The organism is Achromobacter sp. UMC71 (genome assembly GCF_014170305.1).
Classification (GTDB): Bacteria; Pseudomonadota; Gammaproteobacteria; order Burkholderiales; family Burkholderiaceae_B; genus Achromobacter.
Map to the genome: position 1 here is coordinate 197,671 of NZ_LZZT01000031.1, position 22,926 is coordinate 220,596.

A 22,926-nucleotide genomic window follows, 5' to 3' on the forward strand; every position below is an offset into this window, starting at 1 on the left:
TCACGCCTTGCCCAAGGCGCCAGCCAAGCGCCGCATCGCCGCCTCGATTTCATGGGCGCTCAGCGACGCATAGCCCAATAGCCAGCCTTCCCGCTTCTGCGGCCCCGCATACAGCCGGCTCAATCCCGGTAACGCCACCCCGGCCGCGGCCGCCCGGCGGATCGTTTCCGCCTCGGACCAGCCCGGCTCCAGCAGGCACGGGATCTGCAATCCGCCTTCGGGCCGTGCCGCAAGCGCCACGCCCTTCAGATGCCGGGCCACCGCCTCCAGCATGACCTCGCGGCGCGCCGCGTACAGCTTGCGCATGGCCCGCACGTGCGAGTTGTAGTGTCCATCCGCCATGAATCGGGCCAGGGTCAGTTGCAGGATCTGCGGCGTATGTCCGTCGATAATGCTGCGCGCACGGCTGAAGGCGCCGACCAGCTCGTCCGGCAGCGCCATGTAGCCCATACGCAGGCCGGGAAACAGCGTCTTGCTGAACGTGCCCAGGTAGATCGTGCGGCCATGCTTGTCCAGGCCCTGCACGCACGCGGTCGGTAGACCATCGTAGTGGAACTCGCTGTCGTAGTCGTCCTCGATGATCCACTTGCCGGTCTCGCCGGCCCAGCGCGTCAGGTCCAGCCTGCGTTCCAGCGACAGGGTCGCGCCCGTGGGGTACTGGTGCGAGGGCGTCACGTACACGCAGGCGGCGCCGCTGCGGTCAGCCCGCAGCAGGTCGGTGCGGATGCCTTGCGCGTCCACGTCGATCGGCACGATGCGGGCCTCGGCGAATTCGAAAGCCTTGCGAGCGCCGAAGTAGCCGGGGTTTTCCAGCAGGATCGGCTTGCCGGCATCCACCAGCAGTTGCGCGCATAGAAACAAGGCCTGCCGCGTGCTGCTCAGCACCACGATCTGCTGCGCCGACACCTTGGCGCCCCGCTCCAGGTTCAGATAGGTGGCAATGGCCTTGCGCAGCGGCTCGGCGCCTTGCGGGTCGCCATGCAGCAGCACATTGCCGCGATGGTCCTTCAGCACCTGGCGTTGCAGGCGCTCCCAGACATCCGTGGGAAAAGTCCGCGTCTCGGGCAGGCCGGTGGCGAACGCCTGGATCGATTGCTGGTCGGCCACGCCGCCGCTGTCGAAGATCGAGCGGCCCCGGCGGCTAAGCCCGGCGCCCGGCTCGGCCGCCACCGTCTTGCGCGCCTGGGCCTTGATGCGCCGGCGCACGGCCCCGCGCAATTCCGCCCCGATCGTGTCGGACACGTAGCTGCCCGAGCCCTTGCGCCGCGCGATGAAGCCGTCGCGATGCAACTGCACGTAGGCATTCTCGACCGTGTCGCGGGCCACCCCGAGCGACTGCGCAAGCGTGCGCGTGGCCGGCAGCTTCACCCCGGGGTCCAGCGCGCCGTCCAGGATCAGGGCGCCCAGCGCGCGCTGAATGCGCTGGTGCAGGTCCAGCAGCCGGAAATCCGCGTCGCCCATGCGGATCTTCAGGGTTTCCAGCGCAAATGCCTTGCTCATGATGTGGTCTGGTGACAGCTCAAAAAGTGTAGGGACTCAATAGTCCAATGCCGGACTATAAAACGGTTTTGCGATTCCGCTTTCCTCCCCCTTGACCTTCAACGCCGCAGAGGCGCCCTACCCATGTCATCGCCCACCTCCTTTCTGCGATCACGCGATCTCCTCCACCCCGTGGTCGCCGGACTCATTTCCGTCATCGTCAACTACGGCGGCACCTTCATCCTGGTCTTCCAGGCCGCCAAGGTGGCTGGGCTGGACCCGGCGCTGACCGCCTCATGGGTCTGGTCTGTCTCCATTGGCGTGGGGGTGACGGGCATCATCCTGAGCTGGGCCTCCCGCGAGCCGATCATCACAGCCTGGTCCACGCCCGCAGCGGCATTCCTGGTCACGGCCCTGGCGGCCACGCCCTATCCGGAGGCAGTGGGCGCCTACCTGATCTCGGCCGCCGCCTTCGTCCTGCTGGGGCTGTCGGGCTGCTTCGAGAAAGTCATCCGCCTGATCCCGCCCGGCGTCGCGGCGGGTCTCCTGGCCGGCATCCTGCTCCCCTTCGGCATCGGCGCCTTCGGCGGCATGACCCTGGACCCGCTGCTGGCCGGCTGGCTGATCCTGGCCTACGTCGTGCTCAAGCGCTACACCGCCCGCTACGCCGTGGTCGGCATCCTGGTGTCGGGGCTGGCGCTATTGCTGCTGCAAGACCGCCTCGATCTGTCCGGCCTGACGCTGACCCTGGCGGCGCCGGTGTTCACCATGCCCGCGTTCTCTGTCAACGCTGTGCTCAGCGTGGCGCTGCCCCTGTTCCTGATCACCCTGACCGGCCAATACATGCCCGGTATGCTGGTGTTGCGCAATGACGGCTTCCAGACCAGCGCCAACCCCATCGTCACCCTCACCGGGCTCGGTTCGCTGCTGATGGCCCCCTTCGGCTCGCACGCCTTCAATATCGCCGCGATCACGGCCGCCATCTGCACCGGCCGCGAATCGCACGAAGACCCGTCCAAACGCTGGATCGCCGGCATCGCGGCGGGCCTGTTCTATATCCTGGTCGGCGTGTTCGGCGTCACCCTGGCCGCCGTGTTCATGGCGTTGCCCGGCACCTTCATCACCACGCTGGCCGGGCTGGCGCTGCTGGGCACTATCGGCGCCAGCCTGGCCAACGCCCTGGCCGACGCAAAGACGCGGGAAGCCTCGCTGATCACCTTCCTGGCGGCCGCCGCCAATATCAAGCTGTTCGGCATCGGCGGCGCCTTCTGGGGCCTGGTGATCGGCCTGGCGGCCCATGCCATGCTCAACGGCCGCCTGCCGCGGCGGTCCCGCTACACTGGCGCATCGATCGCCAAGGACATGGTGAAGTAGTGCAAGCTCCCACCCCCGCCACGCCGCCGGCCGACGACGACACGCAGACCCGTCACGCCGAGCACGGCCGCTACCCGCAAGCCTTGACCGTGCAGGACTTCCAACGCAACCTGGCCGCGATCCAGGCCCGCATCCTGGCGGCCTGCCAGCGCGCCGGACGCGATCCGTCGCAGGTGCGGCTGCTGCCCGTCAGCAAGACCATGGACGAATCGCGCATCCGGCTGGCCTATGCGGCGGGCTGCCGCCTGCTGGGAGAAAACAAGGTGCAGGAGGCCCTGCGCAAGTGGGAAGGCACGTCCGATCTCACCGATCTGCGCTGGTCGGTCATCGGCCACCTGCAGACCAACAAGGCCAAGCTGGTCGCGCGTTTCGCCACGGAATTCCAGGCCCTGGACAGCCTGCGCGTGGCCGAGGCGCTGGACCGCCGCCTGCAGGCCGAAGGCCGCGCGCTGGATGTGTTCGTGCAGGTCAACACCTCGGGCGAACCCAGCAAGTACGGTCTGCCGCCGGACGAGGCCGCCGCCTTCATCCAGGCGCTGCCTGCGTTTACGGCCTTGAAGGTTCGCGGGCTGATGACGCTGGCGCTGTTTTCCAGCGACGCCGTCCGGGTGCGCCAGTGCTTTGTCCTGCTGCGCGGCCTGCGCGACCAGCTGCGTCAGGACGCGCCGGCCGGCATCGCGCTGGACGAGCTGTCCATGGGCATGTCCGGCGACTTCGAGATCGCCATCGAGGAAGGCGCCACCGTGGTGCGGGTCGGCCAGGCCATCTTCGGCGCCCGCGCCCTGCCCGACAGCTACTACTGGCCGACGCAGACCTAGCGGCCCCGCGCCGAGCTCTCTAGGCCAGCGGCCAACGGCCGGCGTCCGCCGGCAACGTGGGCAGGCTGGCCAGCAACATTTCATCGATGAATGCGGCAGGCGCCAACCGCCCGCCGGGCTTGTACCACTGCACCGTCAGGTTCATCGCCCCCAGCACGCAACGCTTGATCACTCGGGCATCGCCCCGCAGCAATCCGGCATCCACCGCCGCCGCCACCGCCTGTTGCCACATCGCCTCATAGCGGTCGCTCAGCGCCTTGACGCTGGCCTGGCTGGACGGCGACAGGCTGCGCCATTCGTACACCAGCGCATTCATCGCATCGCCGCCGGCGCCGTGCAGCATGCTCCACATATGCACCCGGAACAGCGCCGCCAGGCGGTCCGCCGGCGCGCGATAGTGCGCCAGCGCCGCGTTGCCGCAATCGAGCACCTCCTGGATGCCATTGTTCATCACCGCCACCAGGATCTCTTCTTTGCTGCGAAAGTGGTGGAACAGGCTGCCCGACTGCAAGCCCACCGCGCGCGCCAGTTCGCGCACCGTGGTGCGTTCGTAGCCGTGCTGGCGGAACAGTCGTCCAGCGGTCAGCACGACCTCGCCGCGGCGCTGCGATTCCGCGCCCTCCTCATGGCCCGCTGGCACCGCCATTTCCTTGCCGGGCGGGTTCATAAGCGCTCGACGATGGTCGCGGTCGCCATGCCGTGCCCGATGCACATGACCTGCAGCCCGAATTGCCCGCCCGTGGCGCGCAAGCCGGCCAGCATCTTGGCCATCAACCCCGCGCCCGTGGCCCCCAGCGGATGGCCGTGGGCAATCGCGCCGCCCCAGGGGTTCACGCGCGCCGGGTCCGCGCCCAGCGTCTGCTGCCACGCCAGCACCACGCTGGCGAACGCCTCGTTGATCTCGATCCAGTCCATGTCCTGCAGGCGCAGGCCGGCGCGGGCCAGCGCGCGTTCGGTCGCCGGGATCACGCCCGTCAACTGCAGCACCGGGTCCGACCCGAGCGCCACCCGGGCCCGGAACCGCGCCAGCGGCGTCAGGCCGTCCGACACCGCCGCCGCCCGGTCCGCCAACAGCACGGCAGCCGCGCCATCGGCGATCTGGCTGGCCTGGGCCGCGGTCACGTTGCCCTGTCCCGGTGCCCGCAGCGCGGGCGCCAGCGCCGCCACCTTGGCCGGATCGGCCCGCTCGCGGATGCCTTCGTCGCGCGCCGGCGTTCCCGCCGGCCCCGGCAGCAATTCCGTATGCCGGCCCTCGGCGGCCGCGGCCCAGGCACGCGCATGGCTTTGCATCGACCACGCGTCCAGCTCGGCGCGCGTCAGCCCCCACTGTTCGGCAATACGCTCCGCGCTCTCGATCTGATGGATCAGCGGATAGCGCTGCAGCAGCCCCGGGTTCAAGGACTCGAAACCGGTGAACTCACGCTGCCCCAACGTCACGTCCAGGAACATGGGCACCCGGCTCATGCTCTCCACCCCGCCCGCGACCACATAACGCATATCGCCCGCCGCGATCGCCTGCGCACCCATATGCACGGCCTGCTGGCTGGAGCCGCACATGCGGTTCAGCGCCACGCCCGGCACCGTCTCGGGCAGCCCAGCCAGCAGCGCCGCCAGGCGGCCGATATTGGCCCCCTGCTCGCCCGCCTGGCTAACGCAGCCGACCAACACGTCCTCGACCTGGCTGGCCGGCAATCCCGCGCGCCCCAGCACGCCCAGGATCACGTCGGCCATCAGGTCGTCCGGGCGCCTGTCCGACCACCAGCCGCCACGCCGCCCGAACGGCGTGCGCACGGCCTGCACAATCACTGCTTCATTCATGCCGGTGTCTCCTCGGCGTACAGCCGTTCGATCTCGTCCGCATAACTGCGATAGATACTGGCGCGCCGCACCTTCATGGTCGCGGTCACTTCGCCATCATCGTGATCCAGTTCCTTGGTCAGCAAATGAAAGCGCTTGATCCGCGCCACCGGCGCGAGCCCGGCATTGGCGCGCGCCACCTCGCCCGCCACCAGCTCGCGCACCTGCGCGTTTTCCGCCAGCGAGCGGAAATGCGTGAAGGCGATGCGGCGCGATTCCGCCCATTTGCCCACCGTTTCGAATTCCAGCTGGATCAACGCCGCCACGTACCGCCGGCCATCCGCGACGATCACGCATTCCTTCACGTACGGGCTGCTCTTGACCGCGTTCTCGATCTCCGACGGCGTCAGATTCTTGCCCCCGGCCGTAATCATGATGTCCTTCAACCGGTCGACGATGCACAGCCGTCCTTCCCGCACCGCCGCCACGTCCCCGGTGTGCAGCCAGCCGTCTCGCACCGTGTCGGCCGTGGCCGCCTCGTTCTTGTAGTAGCCCGTGAACACCATTTCGCCACGGACCTGCAGTTCGCCGGCGTCGCCGAGGCGCCAATCCACCCCCAGGATCGCCTCGCCCACCGTGCCCACCGTCACGCGGTCCGGATGCTGGCCGAAGATCATGCCGCTGGATTCGGTCAGGCCATAGACCTCGATCAAGGGCACGCCGAGATTGCGGAAATATCGCACCACGTCGGGCGCGATCGGCGCCGCGCCCGTCATTGCCACCCGCACGCGCCGCAGACCGATGAAGTTCTGCAGCGCCCGCAACACCAGCCAGTACCACAGCGCGTAGGTCAGCTTCTCACCCCAGCCGCGCTGCCGCGCCGATTTCTCCAGGAACGGCGCGCAGGCCGCCAGCGCCCGCCGGTACAGCCATTGCTGCATCCGGCCGGTCTCCTGCATCTTGATCGAGATCGACGCGTGCAGTTTTTCCCAGATGCGCGGCACGCCCAGAAATATCGTCGGCGCCACTTCGCGCAGGTCTTCCTGCACGGTGCGGATCGATTCGCCGAAATTGACCTGCGCGCCCAGGTAGATCGGCACGAAGGTCGATAGCATTTGCTCGGCCACATGGCACAGCGGCAGGTACGACAGGTGCACGCTGGATGCGTCCATTGCCAGCCGGTCGGCAATGCCCGGCGCCACGCCGCGCATATTGCGGTAGCTCAGCATCGCACCCTTGGGCTTGCCCGTGGACCCCGACGTGTAGATCATCAAGCCCAAGTCATCCAATTGCTGCGCATCCAGCCAGACGTTCAGGGCGTCCAGGCCGTCGGCCTCGTGCCGCTGGCCGTCGGCTTCCAGCTCGGCAAACGACACGATGCGCTCGCGTTCGGCCGGCGGATACGAACGCAGGCCCTTGGTCTCCATCACCACGATACGGCGCAAGAGGGGCAGGCGGTGCGCCACCTGCAGGATCTTGTCGGTCTGTTCCTGGTCTTCGCACACCACCAGTTCGACGTCGGCATGCTCGAGCACGTAGCCCATTTCCTCGGCCGGGCTGGTAGCGTACACCCCCACCGGCACGCCGCCGACCGCGCCGGCGCCCAACTGCACCAGCAGCCATTCCAACCGGTTTTCCGACACGATGGCCACCCGTCCGCCGCGTGATAGACCCGCCGCCTGCAGGCCCAGCCCCACCCTGCAGGCACGCCGCCAGTATGCGGCCCACGGCACGGGCTTCCAGATGCCGAAGTCCTTTTGCCGCACGGCGATGGCGGCCGGCTGGCGGCGCGCCTGCTCGCGCAGCATCTGCGGCAAGGTCAGCGGCGGCCATGCGCCGTCCGCCTGCGCCCCCGGCGAGGACATGCCCGGCGCCGTCATGACAGCCAGCGCTTGCGGCGCTTGTAGTGCTTGATATCGCGAAAGCCGCGGGCCTCGCCCGAGCCGCCCACGCCCAGATAGAATTCGCGCACGTCCGGATCGGCTGCCAGCTTGTCCGCCGTGCCGTCGATCACCACCTTGCCCGTTTCCATGATGTAGCCGTAGTGCGCCACCGCCAGCGCCACCGACGCGTTCTGCTCGACCAGCAGCATCGACACCCCCTGCTCACGATTGATGCGCGCGATGATGGAAAAGATCGTCTCCACCAGCATCGGCGACAACCCCAGCGACGGCTCGTCCAGCAGCATCAACTTGGGCTGCGCGATCAGCGCGCGGCCGATCGCCAGCATCTGTTGCTCGCCGCCCGAAAGATACCCCGCCAGCCCCCGACGCCGCTCGTGCAGCCGCGGGAAATAGCCATACACCAGGTCAAAATCCGCCTTGGCGCCGGGCCTGCCAGTCAGCGCGTAGGTCGCGGCCACCAGGTTTTCCTCGACCGTCAGGTCCTCGAACACGCGGCGCCCCTCCATCACGTGCGACAGGCCCGCGCGCACCAGGTTCTGCGGCCGGCTGCCGGCCGTATCGCCACCGTCGAACAGGATGCGTCCGCGCACCAGTTCGCCGTCTTCCAGGTCCAGCAGGCGCGACACCGCCTTCAAGGTCGTCGACTTGCCCGCCCCGTTGCTGCCCAGCAGCGCCACGATGGCGCCGGCGGGTACCGACAGGGACAGGCCGCGCAGCACCTGCACCGCCTTGTTGTAGACGACCTCGATGTTGTTGATGTCCAGCACCGCCGCGGGCGGCGCCGGCGCGTGCGCGGCGGGTTCAAGAATCACAGGCGCCTCACTGCAGCACGATCCAGTCCGACGCCGGCACCATCTGCTTTTGCTTGGTGTCCGCGCGGTAGATCCGTCCCACCGGAATGGAATTGCCCTTGATCGAGATCGGCACGCCGATCAGGCCACCCGTGTCGAAGTCCTTGATGCCCTCCAGCGTGGCTTTCATGTTGGCGCTGGTCAGCTCCTTGCCCGCGTCCAGCGTGCGCTTGGCCACTTCGGTAAACAGCATCGCCGCCAGAAAGCCCTGCATATAGCCTGTACTCTGGTATTGTGGCCGCAGCTCGCGGATCTTCTTGAGCATCGGCGCATCGGCCGCGTCGTCGTAGTAATAGCGGTACGGCATGACGCCCATGAAGCCCTCGGCGTCCTCCCCCATCTGCATCACGGTGGAATTGTCCATGGTCCAGAACGTGCCCATGTAGCGGGTCTTCAGGCCCATGCGCTTGCCCTGCCCGACGAATTCCGGAATCGGCGCCAGTACATAGCCGTGGAAAATCGTGAAGTCCGGATCCGCGCGGCGCAGCTTGATCACCTCGGTCGACACGTCCACGCTGCCCGGCGGCGTCATGATCTCGGTGGCCACGGTCAGCCCAAGTTTCTGCGCCACGGCGCGCGAGCTGGCGATGGGATCGCGGCCAAACTCGGTGTCCGAATACACGAACGCCACCTTGGCGCCCGGTTTCTCCTTGGCGATATACCGCAGCAGGATGCCGAACATCTCGGTGTAGTCCGGGCCCAGCATGAACTGGGCAGGATACTTGGCCGGGTCATTCAGTTCGGTCGCGAACGACGCGCCGGTCATCAGGATGCTGCCCGTGCGGTTCAGCTCGGCGTTGATGGTCTTGGAAAATCCGGTCGAATCGCCGTAGTAGAAGTTCACCTTGTTCTGGCTGGTGATCTTCTTGAACGCCGCCACCGATGCATCCACCTTGTAGGCGGTATCCTCCGGCACGTACCGCAGCTTGCGGCCCTTCACGCCGCCCTGCTCGTTGATAATCTTCACGTAGTCGGTAATGCCCGCGTGGATGCCCTGGCCGGCGAACGCGAACACCCCGCTCATGGGGATCGAGCCGCCCAGCACCAGGTCCTCTTCGGCCTGGGCCGCGGGCGCGGCCGCCAAGGCCATCGCCACGCCCAAGGGCGCCAGCAACTTCGATAAACCGCTGCCTATCCGGATGCGCTTCATGGTTTCGTCTCCTGGTTCTTTGGGGTGCGCGGCCGCCCTAGGTGCGGAATGGCCACAGGTGGAAGTAGCGGCGCACGCGGCGCCAGATTTCCGCGAGCCCGTGCGGCTCGAAGATCAAAAAGCCCACGATCAGCAGGCCGAACACAATCGTGCGCACCGGCGAAATCAGTTGCAGGGCATCGCCCCCAACCGGCAGCCAGCCCACGATCAGCTTGAGCAGTTCGGGCACCATCGTCATGAACACGGCGCCCAGGATGGAACCCAGGATCGATCCCATACCGCCCACGATGATGGCGGCCAGAAAGAAGATCGACATGATCAGCGGAAAGCTCTCCGGTGTGACCACCCGGAAAAAATATGCCCACAATCCGCCCGCCACGCCCGCATAGAACGACGACAGGCCGAACGACAGCAGCTTGTAGCGCAACAGGTGGATGCCCAACACCTCGGCCGAAATATCGCGGTCGCGGATCGCGATGAACGCGCGCCCGATGCGGGTGCGGAACAGATTGGCGGCGCCCAGCACCATGGCCGCTGTCAGCGGCACGATCAGCCAATAGATCTTGAACGACGTATCCAGGTCCATGCCCAGAATGCGCGCGGGCGGCACTTGTAGCCCGCCGGTGCCGCCGGTGAATTGCCAGTTGGCGAAGACGAAATGCGCGATGAAAGACGCCGCGATGGTCGAGATCGCCAGATACAGGCCCTTGACCCGCAGTGACGGAATGCCCACCAGCAAGCCGCCCAGCATCGCGACCACGCCGCCGCCCAGCAGATTGACCAGCACAGGCGTGCCCAGGCGCAGCTCCATCACCGCCACCGTGTACGCGCCCAAGCCCATGAACGCGGCCTGCCCCAGGCTGACCAGCCCCGTGTAGCCGGTCAGGATGTTCAGCCCCGTCGCGCTCGCCACATTGATGGCCACCAGGCAGGCCAGGTACAGCCAATAGGCATCCGCCACGAACGGGAACAGCGCCAGCGACGCCGCCAGCAGCGCCAGCCACAGCCGTTGCGTGCGGGTGTCGAACAGCCCTTCGTCGGCCAGGTACGTCTCTTTCGCGGTCGCGATGCGCATCAGAGCCTCTCGATTTCGCGGGTACCGAACAGGCCGTAGGGCCTGACCATCAGCACCGCCACCAGCACCACGAAGGTCGCCAGCAATTTGTATTCGCCGCCCAGATAGGCGCCGGCCCAGGCCTCCAGCAAACCGATGAAGACGCCGCCCAGCAGCGCCCCCGCCACGCTGTCCAGGCCGCCTACGATCACCACCACCAGCACGGACAGGCCGAACACGCCCATCGAAGACGAAATGCCGCCAATCGCGCCGACGATCACGCCCGACACCGCGGCAATGGCGCCCGCCGCGGCCCATGACAACGAAAACACGCGCGGCACGTTGATGCCCATCGCGTAGGCCGCGCCCTGGTCCGACGCGGTCGCGCGCAAGGCCACTCCGCCACGCCAGTAGCGGAACACCGCCAGCACCAGCAAGGCCAGCGCCACCGCTACCCAAAAGCCGTAGAACACCTTGGGCGCCACGAAGGCCTCGCCCACCATCACGGGCGCGCGAGGCATGAATTCCGGCAACCGGCGCTGGTCCGCCGTCCAGATCAGTTCCACCACGCCCACCAGTATCGATGCCAGGCCCACCGTGATCATGAACACCGAGATCGGCGACTCGCCCAGCATCGGCCGGATCGTCAGGCGTTCGACCAGCGCGCCCAGCGCCGCCGACACGCCCACCGCCCCTGCGATCGCCAGCCAGATCGGCCAGGCCATGCCGGCGGCGAAGGCGTAGAACACATAGGCGCCCAGCATCAGGAATTCGCCGATGGCGATATTGACCACCCGTGTCGCCTTGTAGACGATCACGAACGCCAGCGCCGCCAACGCATACAGCCCGCCGCTGCCCAGGCCCGCCAGCGTCACTTCCAGGAAAAACAAGCCATCCATCAGGCCGCCTCCCGCAAGCGGCGGCGCAGATCGCCCACGTCGCCAGCGCCCAGGTAGGCTTTGATGACCTCGGGGTCCGCCTGCACCTCGGCGGGCGCGCCGTCTGCGATGACCTGGCCGAAATTCAGCACCACCACGTGGTCCGACAGATCCATCACCATGCCCATGTCGTGCTCGACCATCAGCACCGTCACGCCCCACTCGGCGCGCGCATCCAGGATGAAGCGCGCCATGTCGTCCGTTTCTTCGCGGTTCATGCCCGCCACCGGCTCGTCCAGCATCAGCACTTTCGGATTCATCGCCAGCGCCCGCGCCAGTTCCACGCGCTTTTGCAGGCCATACGACAGCGCCGCCACCGGCGCGTGGCGGATGTGGTCGATCTCCAGGAAATCAATGATGCGTTCTTCGATGTCGGCACGCAGCGCCATTTCCTCGCGCCGCGCCCGGCCCAGGTAGAACAGCGCATCCAGCACCGTGCTGCGCAGATGCGCGTGGCGCCCCAGCTTGATGTTGTCCAACACCGTCATGCCGCGAAACAGCGCGATGTTCTGGAAGCTGCGCGCCAGCCCCAGCTTGGCCCGTTCAGGCGCGGCCACGCGCGTGATGTCCCGGCCCAGGAAGCGGATCGTGCCCGCGGCCGGCCGGTAGAACCCGGATATGGTGTTGAACAGCGACGTCTTGCCCGCGCCGTTGGGGCCGATGACGGTGGTGATGGACCCCGGCGCCACGCGAAAGCCCACGCCGCTGAGCGCCTTGACCCCGCCGAACGCCAACGTGACCCCGTCCACCTCCAGCAAGGGAGGGTTGTCGGATTGATCCACCTTTGTCTCCTCGCTGTGCCGCGAAGCTGTTTTTCTAATGGCGGTGAATCAGCGGAGCCCCGAGGCAGGCGATGCAGCGAACCTGTCTTTACCTACGCTGGTACAGCGCCGGAAAATCGTTCTATGCGTTACGCTTGCAGGGCGGACGGCTACCAAGCAAGCGCTCGGTTCTGACCATAGCATCGCGGTTTTTGGATCGAAAGTTGGTATTTACCCGATAACGGAGACAAGCCATGAACCCTTCCCTTCCGATCTTTCCAACCCTGCTCCTGGACGCCGGCAACGGTATCGCCACCCTCACCCTGAATCAACCCGCCGCGCTCAACGCCATCAGTGTCGCGATGGCGCAAGACCTGCAGCGCGCCGCCCAATGGCTCGAGACGCGCGGCGATCTTCGGGTGGTGGTGTTGCGCGGTGCGGGCAAGGCCTTTTGCGCCGGCGGCGATATCGCCTTGTTCGAAGGCGCCGCCGACACCGTCCGCGGCAAGCTGCTCGATCTGTTCACGCCGCTGAATGATTTCATCTCGCGCATCGCGCGCATGGACAAGGTCTGGCTGGCCCGGGTGCACGGCGTGGCGGCGGGCGCCGGCCTGTCGCTGGTGCTGGCCTGCGACCTGGCCATTGCCGACGCCGACACACGCTTCCTGACCGCCTACCTGAAGCTGGGCGCCACGCCCGACGCCGGTATGACGCACGGCCTGATGCGCGTGGCGGGCCCCAAGCGCGCGCTTGACCTGCTGCTGCGCCACGACGCCTTCACCGCCGCCGATGCGCAGGCCTGGGGAATCATTACCCGCACGGCATCCGCCGGCCAGCTCGAACCTCAAGCACAGGCCTACGCACAGGCCATCGCCAGCCACGCGCCGCACGGCATCGCCGGCGCCAAGCGCCTGTTGCGCAACGCCGCGCAAGCGCCACTGGAAGCGCAATTGGCCGAAGAAACCGCCACGTTCCTGGCCTCGGCCCAACGCGAGGATTTCGCCGAAGGCGTCACCGCCTTCCGCGAAAAGCGCGCACCGCGCTTTGCGGGCCGCTAGGCGAACACCTGAGGGCCGACGTCAGAACTTGTAGCTGGCGCTGGCAATCACGCTGCGCCGCGCGCCGTACCAGCAATCGCCCCGCGACAGGCACGTGGCCAGGTAGGTCTTGTCCGTCAGGTTGTTGACGTTCAGGGCATAACGCCATTGGCTGGTTTCATACGACACCATGGCGTCCACCAGCCATACCTGCGGCAGTTTCGGCCCGTTGCCATCGCGGAACGACGACATCCAGCGCGTCCCCGCGCCCACGGTAAAGCGCCCATCCAGGTTATCGAGGGCGAAGCGGTAACGGCCCCACGTCGCCGCCTGATGGCGCGGAATCCCTTCCAGTTGCGGATCCAGGTCGATGTAGTTGTAGTGCGCGATCACATCGAACGCCGACGTTACCTGGCCGCGCCATTCCAGTTCCAGGCCGCGCGTGCGTGTCTTGCCGGTCTGGATGTTGTTGAGCGCCGAGGTCGGATCCGGCACCAGCCGGTTCTTCTCCCGCAGGTCATACACCGACGCGGTAGCCAGGTGGCCGCCGTCTTGCGACTGATACTTCACGCCCGCCTCCCACTGTTTGCCGCGCAGCGGCTTGTACAGCTCGGGCACACTGCCTTCGGGCGTGCTGCGCGTGGTGCCGGCCACCGGCGTGAACGATTCGCTGTAGCTGACATACGGCGACCATCCGTTGCTGGCGGCATACATCAAGCCGAAACGCTTGGTGGTGGCCTGGACCTTGTCCGCATCGCCGCCCTCGAGCTGTGTGCGCGCGCGGTCATGGCGCAACCCGGCCGTCACGATCCAGTGCTCGCCCAACTTCATCTGGTCCTGCAGGTAGATGCCGGTCTGGCGTTGCGTGAACTGCGGCTCGCCGGTAAGCACCGGGATATAGCCATTGCCGTAGACGGGCGCATAGGCATCGATCGTATCCTTGCCGCTGCCGCTTTCACGGTCCCGGCGATAGCTTGCCCAGTCCAGGCCCAGCAGCAGCTTGTGCGTCACCGCGCCGGTGCGCACGTCGCCGGTCACGTGCTGGTCCAGCGTGTCCATGCGCACCTTGGTGATGGTGTCATCGGCATAGCGGCCGATGATGCGCTGGTTGACCGGATCGGCCGCCCAGCCGCCGGGCAGCGAGAACGAGTCCGCATAGTGCGTGAAGTACGTCACCTTGTTGTTCGCGTGCCGGAAACCCTGGCTGAACGACCAGTTGTCGTTGAACTTGTGTTCAAACAGCCAGCCGATGCTGCGGCGGTCCGAATCGTAGCGGTCGTGATCGGGCTCGCCGATGAAGCGATAGGTCGGTATGGTGCCGTTCGGGTTAGGCGTGCGCATACCGGACCATGGCATGAATTGCGCAGTCGAGCCGGACTTGTCCTTCTGGTACAAGGCCTGCAACGTCAATGTCGTCGCCGCGCTCGGCCGCCAGGTCAGCGACGGCGCCAGCAGCGTGCGGTCGTCCGGCACATGATGCACCTGCGTATCCGCGTCGCGCTGCAGCGCGATCAGGCGGTAGAGCCACTGGCCATCCTCGGTGACCGGACCGGTCAGGTCAATCTGCGCCTGCTTGCGCCCATGGTTGCCGAACTGCACGCCCACTTCGCGCTGCGTCTCGGCCAGCGGGCGCTTGCTGACCATGTTGATGATGCCGCCCGTGCTGCCCTGGCCATACGTCATCGCCGCCGGCCCGCGCAACACCTCGATGCGCTCCAGCATGTAGGGATCGGGCCGCGTCGTGCTGGTGTAGTAGTCGAACGCCTGGCGCAAGCCGTCCAGGTAGACATCGGCGTCGGTGCCCCGGACGCGCACGCTGTCGGTACGCGAATCCAGGCCATAGGCATCGGACCGCACGCCGGCTGCATAGCCCAGCGCCTGCTGCAGGCTGGTGGCGCCCTGGTCCACGATCTGGTCGCGCGGCACCACCGTGATCGATTGCGCCGTCTCGTTCAGCGGCGTATCGGTCTTGGTGGCCGTGGCCGATCGCGTGGCCGCGTAGCCCAGCACGGGACTGGTCGCCGTCTCTTCGCCGCTGCCTTCCACGGTGACGGCCGGAAGCGTCGTGGTGGGCCCTACGGCGGCTTGCTGCGCGAGCAGCACGGTGGGCAGCAGACCCAACGCCGCGGCCAGTCCGACGCGACGGCGCATGAGAGGACGAAACATCAACATGACTCCCTTTTGTATGGATTTTGAAAGTCAAATGTTAATGTCTCTCTTTTCGAGAATGGTTATTGTTACCTTTTATTTTGCCAAGAAACCACACATTCCCGACCCGGCAACGGGGCGGCGCTCGCGCCGCCCGCCCTGCTGTGCTATGCGCGTCCGGCGCGCATCTGCACGGCTTGCGCCCAGCGCCGCGCCACCGACGGCGAGGTCGCGCAAGTCGCGGACTCGGTCACGACCCGCACCGCCCGCTCCAGCAGCTGAATGTCGGCCTCGTGCTGGCGCGCCACATGCGGATCCTCGAAGAAAATCACGCGTTGGCACTGGTGTTCCAGCACCAATTCGGCGATCTGGGCATCGCCGCCCAGCGGCCCGCTCAGGTAGCGATGCACCCACGGCGTATCCTTGGGCCAGCCCCGCGACCACGCCAGATCGTTCAAGCGGCCGCCGGTCGTGCCGGTCGCCACGCGCCGCGCAAACTGCGACAGCACGTCGAAATGCTCGCTGGCAAACGCCACCATCTCGTCCTTGAGCGCATCGTGGGCGATCAGCGCCAAGGTCTGCCCGGTGTAGTTGAACAAGCGTGACGCCGACACATCGGGCGCCAGCCCCGCGTGGATGCGCTCGACCTCCATCCACTCGATGGCCCCGGCCAGCGTCGAAATGAACGGCCGGCCATGCGTGATGCACTGACGCTTGAGCGCCAGCGCCTCGGGAAAGATCGACGAGGGATCGACCGGGTCGATCAGGTAGATCGCGCCATCGAACGGCGCCTGCCCATCACGGCCTTCGGTCACGCGCGCCACCAGCTTCATCAGCCCGCCCTCGCGGCCATAGGGATAGCGGATCAGGCCGCTGTAGCCTTGCAACATGCCTTCGCGGACGATCGCATCATGCGTGCGGCCCACGGTGTGCAGTTGCACCCCCAGCTCGCGAATGGTGGACGAACAGGCCCGCAGCCACGTGAACAAGGCGGCATCGGGCGTTTCATGGTGCAGTCGGTTGGCGGCCAGGCCAAAGCGCAGGGGGGCAGCGGGCATCGGTAGACTCGGGCGGTAAGAACAACAAAGAGAGTCTTGATGATACCCCGCTGCCGGCGCGCCAATGCAAAAACGCTCCCCGTGGGGAGCGTCTGCCGGGCGGTTCAGTCCGCTTCGTCGATCCAGGCCATCTGGATGGCCTCCAGGATCTTCTCGCCGCTGCGGTCGGGATCATCGCTGAACCCGGGCAAGGCCAGCACCCATTCGCGCAGCTGGGTAAAGCGCAGCGTCTTGGGGTCGACGTCCGGATGGGCGTCCACCAGCGCTTCGGCGATCTGGTAGGTATCGGTCCACTTCATCAATGGCCCTCTTTCGCGTGGTTGATGGTGTACTTGGGAATCTCGACCGTCAGGTCGGCGTCCGTCACCAAAGCCTGGCACGACAGACGCGACGTCGGCGTCAGCCCCCAGGCCTTGTCCAGCAGGTCCTCTTCGTCATCGGTCGCGTCTTCCAGCGATGCATACCCCTGCTTGACCACCACGTGACAGGTCGTGCACGCGCACGACAGTTCGCAGGCGTGCTCGATATCGATGTGGTTGTCCAGCAGGACGCGGCAGATCGACACGCCCTTGGGCGCGTCTTCGATCACGGCGCCTTCGGGGCAGTAATCGGGATGAGGCAATACGGTCAGTTTCGGCATAGCTTTTTATCAGGCAATTTCGTCAAGTTTGCGACCGGCCAGCGCGGCGCGGATGCTGCGATCCATGCGGCGCGCGGCAAAGTCGTCGGTCGCCGCCGCCAGAGCCTCGGTCGCGGCCTTTACCGTGTCCACGTCCTGGGCGTCCTGCGCCGCGATCGCGCCTTGCAGGCACTCGTCGACCCGTTTGCGCTCGTCGCCATCGAGCAGGTCGCCATCGGCCGCCAGCGCGGCTTGCACCGACTCCACCAGCTGACGCGCATCCACTTGTTGCTCGCGCAGCATGCGGGCACGGGCATCGGTATCAGCCTGCGCCACGCTGTCGGCCAGCATTTTCGCGATCTCGTCGTCCGTCAGGCCGTAAGACGGCTTGACCGTCACCGCAGCCTCGACACCCTTGCTCTGTTCGCGCGCCGTGACGCTCAGCAAACCATCCGCATCCACCTGGAAAGTCACGCGGATGCGCGCGGCGCCCGCCACCATCGGCGGAATGCCGCGCAACTCGAAGCGCGCCAGCGAGCGGCAATCCGACACCAGGTCGCGTTCGCCTTGCAGCACATGGATGCTCATGGCCGTCTGGCCATCCTTGAACGTCGTGAATTCCTGCGCCCGCGCCACCGGGATGGTGCTGTTGCGGGGAATCACACGCTCGACCAGGCCACCCATGGTTTCCAGGCCCAGCGATAGCGGAATCACGTCCAGCAGCAGCCAGTCCTCGCCCGGCGCGCGATTGCCCGCCAGCAGGTTCGCCTGCAGGGCCGCGCCCAGCGCCACCACCTGGTCCGGATCCAGATCGGTCAGCGGCGTGGTGCCGAACATCCCGCCCACGGCCGCGCGCACCACCGGCATGCGCGTCGCGCCGCCCACCATCACCACGCCACGCACCTGCGCCGGCTTGAGCTCAGCGTCGCGCAACGCGCGTTGCGCGCAGTCCAGCGTGCGCTGCACCAGCGGCTGGGCCAGCGCTTCAAATTCCGTGCGGGTCAGCACGCGGTCGATCGCCTGGCCATTGGCCAGGGTCCATTGCAGGGGGGCTTCCTGCGCGTCGGACAGCGCCTCGCGCGCCGCGCGCGCCGCCATCAGCAGACCACGCCGATCAGTGTGCGCCAATTCGCCCGCGGCCGCGGCCGTCACCACGTGGTCGACGATCAACGAATCGAAATCGTCACCGCCCAACGCGGTATCGCCGCCCGTCGAAATCACTTCGAACACGCCCTGCGTCAGGCGCAGGATCGAGATATCGAACGTGCCGCCCCCCAGGTCGTACACCGCGTACACGCCTTCGGCCGCGTTATCCAGGCCGTAGGCAATCGCCGCGGCGGTGGGTTCGTTCAGCAGACGCAGCACATTCAGACCCGCCAGGCGCGCCGCATCGCGGGTCGCCTGACGCTGCGCGTCATCGAAATAGGCAGGCACCGTGATCACCGCGCCCACCAGGTCGTCGCCCAACACATCTTCGGCGCGTTGGCGCAGCACGGCCAGGATCTGGGCCGACACTTCCACCGGGCTCAGGTCGCCCTGTGCCGTGCGTATGCGCACCATGCCGGGCGCATCGACAAATTCGTAAGGCGCGCGCGTGGCGCGGGCCTCTTCCAGCGAACGGCCCATGAAGCGCTTGACCGACACCACCGTGTTCAATGGGTCTTCGGCCTGCTGCGCCAGGGGCTCGCGGCCCGTGGTGACGCGGCCACCCGGGTAATAACGCACCGCGGAAGGCAGTAGCACATGGCCCTGCGCATCGGGCAGGACCTCGGCGACGCTGCTGCGCACCGCGGCGACCAGGGAGTTGGTAGTGCCCAAATCGATCCCCACCGCCAGCTTGCGCTGGTGCGGCGCGGGCGATTCACCGGGCTCGGATATCTGCAATAAGGCCATGATTCTATTTTTCTGCTCAGTAGGCGGCAAAACCTGGACACCCGGTGGCCAGGCCGTCTCGGGCCGCTCGAACTACGGATGGGCGTGCGCCAGCTCTTGCGCCAGCTTCTCCACGAACATCCATTCCCGCACCTTGAGGCCCGCGGCGGCGTAGTCGCGCTGTTCGTCCAGCAACCGCGCCAGCGTGGCGCGCATCTGCACGCGCGCCTCCTGCAACTCGGCCTGCAGCGTCGCCAAGGCGCCGGCGTCTTCACGCGCGTCGTCCAGCATTTCGCGCCAGGTCATCTGCTGCATCAGGAAGGCCGTGTCCATGGACGTGTTGCTCTCGGTCTGCAAATCCACGCCGGCCTGCTCGCACAGGTAGCGCGCCCGCAGCAACGGATCGCGCAACTGGCGGTAAGCCTCGTTGGCACGCGCCGCCCACTGCATGGCCACGCGGCGTTCCGCGGGGCTTGCCGTGGCGTAGCGATCGGGGTGCACCTGCGCGGCGACGGCGCGCCATGCGGATTCCAGCGCTTGCGCGTCCAGGTCAAAGCGTGCCGGCAAGCCAAACAGGCTGAAGTGGTCGTCTCCAGCCAAGACTTACACCGTGAACGACTCGCCGCAGCCGCAGGTCGCCTTTTCGTTGGGGTTGCGGAATTTGAAGCCTTCGTTCAGACCTTCGCGGGCGTAGTCCAGCTCGGTGCCGTCCAGGTAGGCCAGGCTCTTGGGATCGACGAAGACCTTCACGCCGAAGCTCTCGAACACCTGGTCTTCGGGTGCCACGTCGTCCACGTACTCCAGCTTGTAGGCCATGCCGGAGCAGCCCGTCGTCCTAACGCCGAGCCGCAAGCCAATACCCTTTCCGCGCTTTTGCAAGTAGCGGCCGATGTGGGTGGCAGCCTGTTGGGTCAGGGTAACGGACATGTCAGTTCGCCACAGCTTCGGCCGGAACCGAATGCTTTTCCTTGTAGTTCTGCACGGCGGCCTTGATCGCGTCTTCGGCCAGGATCGAGCAGTGCACCTTCACGGGCGGCAAGGCCAGTTCTTCGGCGATCTGCGTGTTGCGGATGTTCATCGCTTCGTCCAGCGTCTTGCCCTTGACCCATTCGGTCACGAGCGAGCTCGAGGCAATGGCCGAGCCACAGCCGTAGGTCTTGAAACGTGCGTCTTCGATGACGCCAGCTTCGTTGACCTTGATCTGCAGCTTCATGACGTCGCCACAGGCCGGCGCGCCGACCATGCCGGTGCCCACCGAGTCGTCCGACTTGTCGAACGAACCGACGTTGCGCGGGTTTTCGTAGTGATCCAGGACTTTGGTGCTGTAAGACATATCAGTTCTCCACGTATTTCTTGGCGCGGGCGCTCAGTGCGCAGCCCACTGCACGGTATTCAGGTCGATGCCTTCCTTGGCCATTTCCCACAGCGGCGACATATCGCGCAGCTTGCCGACCCGGCTCTTGAGCAATTCGATGGCGTAGTCCACTTCCTTTTCGGTCGTGAAGCGGCCCAGCGTGAAACGGATCGAGCTATGCGCCAGCTCGTCGTTGCGGCCCAGGGCGCGCAGCACGTAGGACGGCTCCAGGCTGGCCGAGGTGCAGGCCGAACCGCTGGACACGGCCAGTTCCTTGATCGCCATGATCAGGGACTCGCCTTCCACATAGTTGAAGCTGACGTTCAGGTTGTGCGGCACGCGCTGATCCATGTCGCCGTTGAGGTAGACCTCTTCGATCTGCGACAGGCCGGCCCAGAGGCGGTCGCGCAGCATGCGGATGCGCTCGTTCTCAGTTCCCATTTCTTCGCGGGCCAGGCGGAAAGCTTCGCCCATGCCGACGATCTGGTGCGTGGCCAGCGTGCCCGAACGGAAGCCACGCTCATGGCCACCGCCGTGCATTTGGGCCTCGATGCGCACGCGCGGCTTGCGGCGCACGTACAGCGCGCCGATGCCCTTGGGGCCGTACGTCTTGTGAGCCGAGAACGACATCAGGTCGACCTTCAGCTTCTGCAGGTCGATCTCGACCTTGCCAGTCGCCTGTGCGGCGTCCACGTGGAAGATGATGCCCTTCTCGCGGCAGATCTCGCCCAGGGTTTCGATGTCCTGAATGACGCCGATTTCGTTGTTCACCATCATCACCGACACCAGCACGGTGTCGGGACGCAGCGCCGCCTTGAAGACGTCCAGATCGATCAGGCCGTCGTCCTTGACGTTCAGGTAGGTCACTTCAAAACCCTGGCGCTCCAGTTCGCGACAGGTGTCCAGCACGGCCTTGTGCTCGGTCTTGACGGTGATGATGTGCTTGCCGCGTTCCGCGTAGAAATTCGCGGCGCCCTTGATCGCCAGGTTGTCCGATTCGGTGGCGCCGGAAGTCCAGACGATTTCGCGCGGATCGGCGTTCACCAGCTTGGCGACCTCTTCGCGGGCACGCTCGACGGCGTCCTCGGATTCCCAGCCAAAGGCATGGCTGCGGGAGGCGGGGTTACCAAAGTTCTCGTACAGCCAGGGCACCATTTTGTCGACGACGCGCGGGTCGACGGGGGTCGTGGCCGAATAGTCCAGATAAATCGGGCGGGTGGTCATTTCTACAACTCCTGATGCTGCTTATACGGTGGCATTGGCCGCGACGGTGGTGGTCGGGGAATTGGCGGCGGCATTGGTGCCCCCCACCCGATTCACGCGCACCGCGCAGGCCTGCGCTTGATTGTTGGCTTCCTGCAGTTGGCGCACGCGCTGCTGATCAACCAGATCTTGCAGGGACACCGAATCCAGGTAATCCACCATCTTGCGATTCAACGTTGCCCAGAGTTCGTGCGTCATGCACTTGCCCGGCTTGCCGTCGTTGCCACTCGTACAGTCTCGCTTGCCGCCGCAGCTGGTTGCGTCCAGCGGCTCGTCGACGGCGAAGATAATGTCGGCCACGGTCACGTTGCGTGCCAAGCGGGCAAGCGAATAGCCGCCGCCCGGGCCCCGCACGCTATCCACGAGTTCGTGGCGACGCAGTTTCCCGAACAACTGTTCCAGGTACGAAAGCGAAATGTTCTGACGCTGGCTGATGGCCGCAAGAGTGACCGGGCCGCTATGCTGCCGCATAGCCAGATCGATCATGGCAGTCACGGCGAAACGCCCTTTGGTAGTTAGCCGCATGGTGGGTTCCCTGTGATTCGGCAATGGCCGCCGGCGAATCCGGCGGTCAATACCCGAGTAATTGGCTCAAGTATAGCAAATTCCCGACTAATTTGGTATGGCTCCCGGCTAGAAAAAACCGCGCAGTTGCGCGGTTTTTTCACTACCAAATTGCCCGGGGCCGCCCGTAAGGCAGCCCGGCGCACCAGGGGATCAGGCCGCCTGGTACTGGGTAGCGCGCTTACGGACCAACTCGAGCACACCCTGACAGGCGTCTTCGAGATAGTCGAGAACCTTGCCGAAGCCGTCGGCGCCACCGTAGTACGGATCCGGCACGGTGGCTTCCTCGAACTCGTTGGCAAAACGCATCAGCAGCATCAACTTGTGCTGATAGGCCTTGGGGCACTGCTGCTGCATGGCAGACAGATTGTCCCAGTCCATCGCGAGGATAAGATCAAAGTCGCGGAAGTCTTCCGCGGTGACCTGACGCGCCTCACAGTGCGTGATCTCGTAGCCGCGCTTACGCGCTGCGGCCTGCGCCCGGGCATCAGGCGCCTCGCCGATGTGAAACGCGTGCGTGCCCGCGGAGTCGATGCGAACCACATCGCCCAAACCCGCGTCATTCACCAAATGGCGAAACACGCCCTCTGCGCTCGGCGAGCGACAGATATTGCCCATGCAAACGAAAAGTACCTTGGTCATCATGGGAGTAAGTGTGCGGGAAAACCCGAGATAAGGCAAGCTTTTTTTGTGCCTGCACCCAGGACGGCGCGCAAATCAAAGCGTTTAAATATCACCTATAAATCAAATAGTTATGGACTATATTTAAGGCACATTGAAACATCTGCGGGGCGGCATTTGCTCGAATAATGCGCGCAGAATTGCAACGGCGCGCCTCCAACCGCTATTCAGCAAGTTGTCAGCGCACAGATACATTCAGATACT

The 22,926-nt window shown here is 65.9% G+C and carries 23 protein-coding genes; 3 read left to right on the top strand and 20 right to left on the bottom strand.

Annotated features, from left to right (window positions below; translation table 11 throughout):
• On the bottom strand, positions 1 to 1,500 hold the full coding sequence (locus tag A9974_RS15055) for a PLP-dependent aminotransferase family protein (protein ID WP_183004974.1): 1,500 nt from the start codon (positions 1,498 to 1,500) through the stop codon (positions 1 to 3).
• A gap of 123 nt (positions 1,501 to 1,623) precedes the next feature.
• On the opposite strand from A9974_RS15055, the gene A9974_RS15060 reads away from it, so the two are divergent.
• Together A9974_RS15060 and A9974_RS15065 are read left to right on the top strand one after the other, a co-directional pair.
• Positions 1,624 to 2,853: a benzoate/H(+) symporter BenE family transporter gene (locus A9974_RS15060; RefSeq protein WP_183004975.1), complete on the top strand. Its 1,230-nt coding sequence runs from the start codon at positions 1,624 to 1,626 to the stop codon at positions 2,851 to 2,853.
• Complete coding sequence (locus tag A9974_RS15065) at positions 2,853 to 3,671, top strand: YggS family pyridoxal phosphate-dependent enzyme (RefSeq protein ID WP_183004976.1); 819 nt, start codon at positions 2,853 to 2,855, stop codon at positions 3,669 to 3,671. The genes A9974_RS15060 and A9974_RS15065 overlap by 1 nt, the downstream gene beginning before the upstream one ends.
• A 19-nt stretch (positions 3,672 to 3,690) precedes the next feature.
• On the opposite strand, the gene A9974_RS15070 is transcribed toward A9974_RS15065, so the two are convergent.
• The 8 genes from A9974_RS15070 to A9974_RS15105 form a co-directional block, all read right to left on the bottom strand.
• Positions 3,691 to 4,338 (bottom strand): TetR/AcrR family transcriptional regulator, encoded by a 648-nt coding sequence (locus tag A9974_RS15070; protein WP_255468176.1) that lies wholly within the window; start codon positions 4,336 to 4,338, stop codon positions 3,691 to 3,693.
• Positions 4,335 to 5,489, bottom strand: a complete 1,155-nt coding sequence (locus A9974_RS15075) for a thiolase family protein (protein ID WP_183004977.1) — start codon at positions 5,487 to 5,489, stop codon at positions 4,335 to 4,337. Before A9974_RS15075 ends, A9974_RS15070 begins: the two co-directional genes overlap by 4 nt.
• Positions 5,486 to 7,333: a long-chain fatty acid--CoA ligase gene (locus A9974_RS15080; RefSeq protein ID WP_255468177.1), complete on the bottom strand. Its 1,848-nt coding sequence runs from the start codon at positions 7,331 to 7,333 to the stop codon at positions 5,486 to 5,488. The genes A9974_RS15075 and A9974_RS15080 overlap by 4 nt, the downstream gene beginning before the upstream one ends.
• An 11-nt stretch (positions 7,334 to 7,344) precedes the next feature.
• On the bottom strand, positions 7,345 to 8,139 hold the full coding sequence (locus tag A9974_RS15085) for an ABC transporter ATP-binding protein (protein WP_183005207.1): 795 nt from the start codon (positions 8,137 to 8,139) through the stop codon (positions 7,345 to 7,347).
• A gap of 52 nt (positions 8,140 to 8,191) precedes the next feature.
• The gene (locus A9974_RS15090) at positions 8,192 to 9,313 is read right to left on the bottom strand and encodes an ABC transporter substrate-binding protein (RefSeq protein WP_370539640.1); all 1,122 of its coding nucleotides are present in this window, start codon (positions 9,311 to 9,313) and stop codon (positions 8,192 to 8,194) included.
• 97 nt (positions 9,314 to 9,410) lie between these two features.
• Positions 9,411 to 10,448: a branched-chain amino acid ABC transporter permease gene (locus tag A9974_RS15095; RefSeq protein WP_183004980.1), complete on the bottom strand. Its 1,038-nt coding sequence runs from the start codon at positions 10,446 to 10,448 to the stop codon at positions 9,411 to 9,413.
• Positions 10,448 to 11,326, bottom strand: coding sequence for a branched-chain amino acid ABC transporter permease (locus tag A9974_RS15100; RefSeq protein ID WP_183004981.1), 879 nt, complete (start codon positions 11,324 to 11,326; stop codon positions 10,448 to 10,450). The genes A9974_RS15095 and A9974_RS15100 overlap by 1 nt, the downstream gene beginning before the upstream one ends.
• Positions 11,326 to 12,123: an ABC transporter ATP-binding protein gene (locus A9974_RS15105; protein ID WP_220805974.1), complete on the bottom strand. Its 798-nt coding sequence runs from the start codon at positions 12,121 to 12,123 to the stop codon at positions 11,326 to 11,328. Before A9974_RS15105 ends, A9974_RS15100 begins: the two co-directional genes overlap by 1 nt.
• A 257-nt stretch (positions 12,124 to 12,380) precedes the next feature.
• On the opposite strand from A9974_RS15105, the gene A9974_RS15110 reads away from it, so the two are divergent.
• Positions 12,381 to 13,184, top strand: a complete 804-nt coding sequence (locus tag A9974_RS15110) for an enoyl-CoA hydratase/isomerase family protein (RefSeq protein ID WP_183004983.1) — start codon at positions 12,381 to 12,383, stop codon at positions 13,182 to 13,184.
• Between the two features lie 21 nt (positions 13,185 to 13,205).
• Here A9974_RS15110 and A9974_RS15115 read toward each other — a convergent pair whose 3' ends face one another.
• The 11 genes from A9974_RS15115 to A9974_RS15165 all read right to left on the bottom strand — a co-directional run bounded on the left by A9974_RS15115 (position 13,206) and on the right by A9974_RS15165 (position 22,686).
• Positions 13,206 to 15,329 (bottom strand): TonB-dependent siderophore receptor, encoded by a 2,124-nt coding sequence (locus A9974_RS15115; RefSeq protein WP_183004984.1) that lies wholly within the window; start codon positions 15,327 to 15,329, stop codon positions 13,206 to 13,208.
• A gap of 149 nt (positions 15,330 to 15,478) precedes the next feature.
• Complete coding sequence (locus tag A9974_RS15120; protein ID WP_183004985.1) at positions 15,479 to 16,369, bottom strand: methylglyoxal synthase; 891 nt, start codon at positions 16,367 to 16,369, stop codon at positions 15,479 to 15,481.
• Between the two features lie 104 nt (positions 16,370 to 16,473).
• Positions 16,474 to 16,668: a Fe-S cluster assembly protein IscX gene (gene iscX / locus A9974_RS15125; protein WP_183004986.1), complete on the bottom strand. Its 195-nt coding sequence runs from the start codon at positions 16,666 to 16,668 to the stop codon at positions 16,474 to 16,476.
• Complete coding sequence (fdx, locus tag A9974_RS15130; protein ID WP_006395860.1) at positions 16,668 to 17,009, bottom strand: ISC system 2Fe-2S type ferredoxin; 342 nt, start codon at positions 17,007 to 17,009, stop codon at positions 16,668 to 16,670. Before fdx ends, iscX begins: the two co-directional genes overlap by 1 nt.
• A gap of 9 nt (positions 17,010 to 17,018) precedes the next feature.
• Positions 17,019 to 18,881, bottom strand: coding sequence for a Fe-S protein assembly chaperone HscA (gene hscA / locus A9974_RS15135; RefSeq protein ID WP_183004987.1), 1,863 nt, complete (start codon positions 18,879 to 18,881; stop codon positions 17,019 to 17,021).
• Between the two features lie 72 nt (positions 18,882 to 18,953).
• Entirely contained in the window at positions 18,954 to 19,460 is a 507-nt protein-coding gene (gene hscB / locus A9974_RS15140) for a Fe-S protein assembly co-chaperone HscB (RefSeq protein ID WP_183004988.1), read from the bottom strand.
• 3 nt (positions 19,461 to 19,463) lie between these two features.
• Positions 19,464 to 19,787, bottom strand: a complete 324-nt coding sequence (iscA, locus tag A9974_RS15145; protein ID WP_006395864.1) for an iron-sulfur cluster assembly protein IscA — start codon at positions 19,785 to 19,787, stop codon at positions 19,464 to 19,466.
• A 1-nt stretch (position 19,788) separates the two neighbouring features.
• The gene (gene iscU, locus A9974_RS15150) at positions 19,789 to 20,193 is read right to left on the bottom strand and encodes a Fe-S cluster assembly scaffold IscU (protein ID WP_183004989.1); all 405 of its coding nucleotides are present in this window, start codon (positions 20,191 to 20,193) and stop codon (positions 19,789 to 19,791) included.
• Between the two features lie 33 nt (positions 20,194 to 20,226).
• Positions 20,227 to 21,438 (bottom strand): IscS subfamily cysteine desulfurase, encoded by a 1,212-nt coding sequence (locus A9974_RS15155; protein WP_183004990.1) that lies wholly within the window; start codon positions 21,436 to 21,438, stop codon positions 20,227 to 20,229.
• A 21-nt stretch (positions 21,439 to 21,459) separates the two neighbouring features.
• Positions 21,460 to 22,002 carry a Fe-S cluster assembly transcriptional regulator IscR gene (gene iscR / locus A9974_RS15160; protein WP_183004991.1) on the bottom strand — a complete coding sequence of 181 codons (543 nt, stop codon included), beginning with the start codon at positions 22,000 to 22,002 and terminating at the stop codon, positions 21,460 to 21,462.
• Between the two features lie 192 nt (positions 22,003 to 22,194).
• Positions 22,195 to 22,686 carry a low molecular weight protein-tyrosine-phosphatase gene (locus A9974_RS15165; protein ID WP_006386176.1) on the bottom strand — a complete coding sequence of 164 codons (492 nt, stop codon included), beginning with the start codon at positions 22,684 to 22,686 and terminating at the stop codon, positions 22,195 to 22,197.
• Between the last annotated feature and the right edge of the window lie 240 nt (positions 22,687 to 22,926).

What these genes read in the sequence shown, in the direction of transcription:
- A9974_RS15095 (WP_183004980.1), bottom strand. Translation starts at nt 10,448, where the DNA reads ATGCGCATCGCGACCGCGAAAGAGACGTACCTGGCCGACGAAGGGCTG.
- A9974_RS15155 (WP_183004990.1), bottom strand. Translation starts at nt 21,438, where the DNA reads ATGACCACCCGCCCGATTTATCTGGACTATTCGGCCACGACCCCCGTC.
- A9974_RS15110 (WP_183004983.1), top strand. Translation starts at nt 12,381, where the DNA reads ATGAACCCTTCCCTTCCGATCTTTCCAACCCTGCTCCTGGACGCCGGC.
- A9974_RS15165 (WP_006386176.1), bottom strand. Translation starts at nt 22,686, where the DNA reads ATGATGACCAAGGTACTTTTCGTTTGCATGGGCAATATCTGTCGCTCG.
- A9974_RS15090 (WP_370539640.1), bottom strand. Translation starts at nt 9,313, where the DNA reads ATGGCCTTGGCGGCCGCGCCCGCGGCCCAGGCCGAAGAGGACCTGGTG.
- iscA (WP_006395864.1), bottom strand. Translation starts at nt 19,787, where the DNA reads ATGTCCGTTACCCTGACCCAACAGGCTGCCACCCACATCGGCCGCTAC.
- hscA (WP_183004987.1), bottom strand. Translation starts at nt 18,881, where the DNA reads ATGGCCTTATTGCAGATATCCGAGCCCGGTGAATCGCCCGCGCCGCAC.
- A9974_RS15080 (WP_255468177.1), bottom strand. Translation starts at nt 7,333, where the DNA reads ATGTCCTCGCCGGGGGCGCAGGCGGACGGCGCATGGCCGCCGCTGACC.
- A9974_RS15060 (WP_183004975.1), top strand. Translation starts at nt 1,624, where the DNA reads ATGTCATCGCCCACCTCCTTTCTGCGATCACGCGATCTCCTCCACCCC.
- A9974_RS15055 (WP_183004974.1), bottom strand. Translation starts at nt 1,500, where the DNA reads ATGAGCAAGGCATTTGCGCTGGAAACCCTGAAGATCCGCATGGGCGAC.
- A9974_RS15070 (WP_255468176.1), bottom strand. Translation starts at nt 4,338, where the DNA reads ATGAACCCGCCCGGCAAGGAAATGGCGGTGCCAGCGGGCCATGAGGAG.
- A9974_RS15100 (WP_183004981.1), bottom strand. Translation starts at nt 11,326, where the DNA reads ATGGATGGCTTGTTTTTCCTGGAAGTGACGCTGGCGGGCCTGGGCAGC.
- A9974_RS15075 (WP_183004977.1), bottom strand. Translation starts at nt 5,489, where the DNA reads ATGAATGAAGCAGTGATTGTGCAGGCCGTGCGCACGCCGTTCGGGCGG.
- iscU (WP_183004989.1), bottom strand. Translation starts at nt 20,193, where the DNA reads ATGTCTTACAGCACCAAAGTCCTGGATCACTACGAAAACCCGCGCAAC.
- A9974_RS15115 (WP_183004984.1), bottom strand. Translation starts at nt 15,329, where the DNA reads ATGTTTCGTCCTCTCATGCGCCGTCGCGTCGGACTGGCCGCGGCGTTG.
- iscX (WP_183004986.1), bottom strand. Translation starts at nt 16,668, where the DNA reads ATGAAGTGGACCGATACCTACCAGATCGCCGAAGCGCTGGTGGACGCC.
- iscR (WP_183004991.1), bottom strand. Translation starts at nt 22,002, where the DNA reads ATGCGGCTAACTACCAAAGGGCGTTTCGCCGTGACTGCCATGATCGAT.
- A9974_RS15120 (WP_183004985.1), bottom strand. Translation starts at nt 16,369, where the DNA reads ATGCCCGCTGCCCCCCTGCGCTTTGGCCTGGCCGCCAACCGACTGCAC.
- fdx (WP_006395860.1), bottom strand. Translation starts at nt 17,009, where the DNA reads ATGCCGAAACTGACCGTATTGCCTCATCCCGATTACTGCCCCGAAGGC.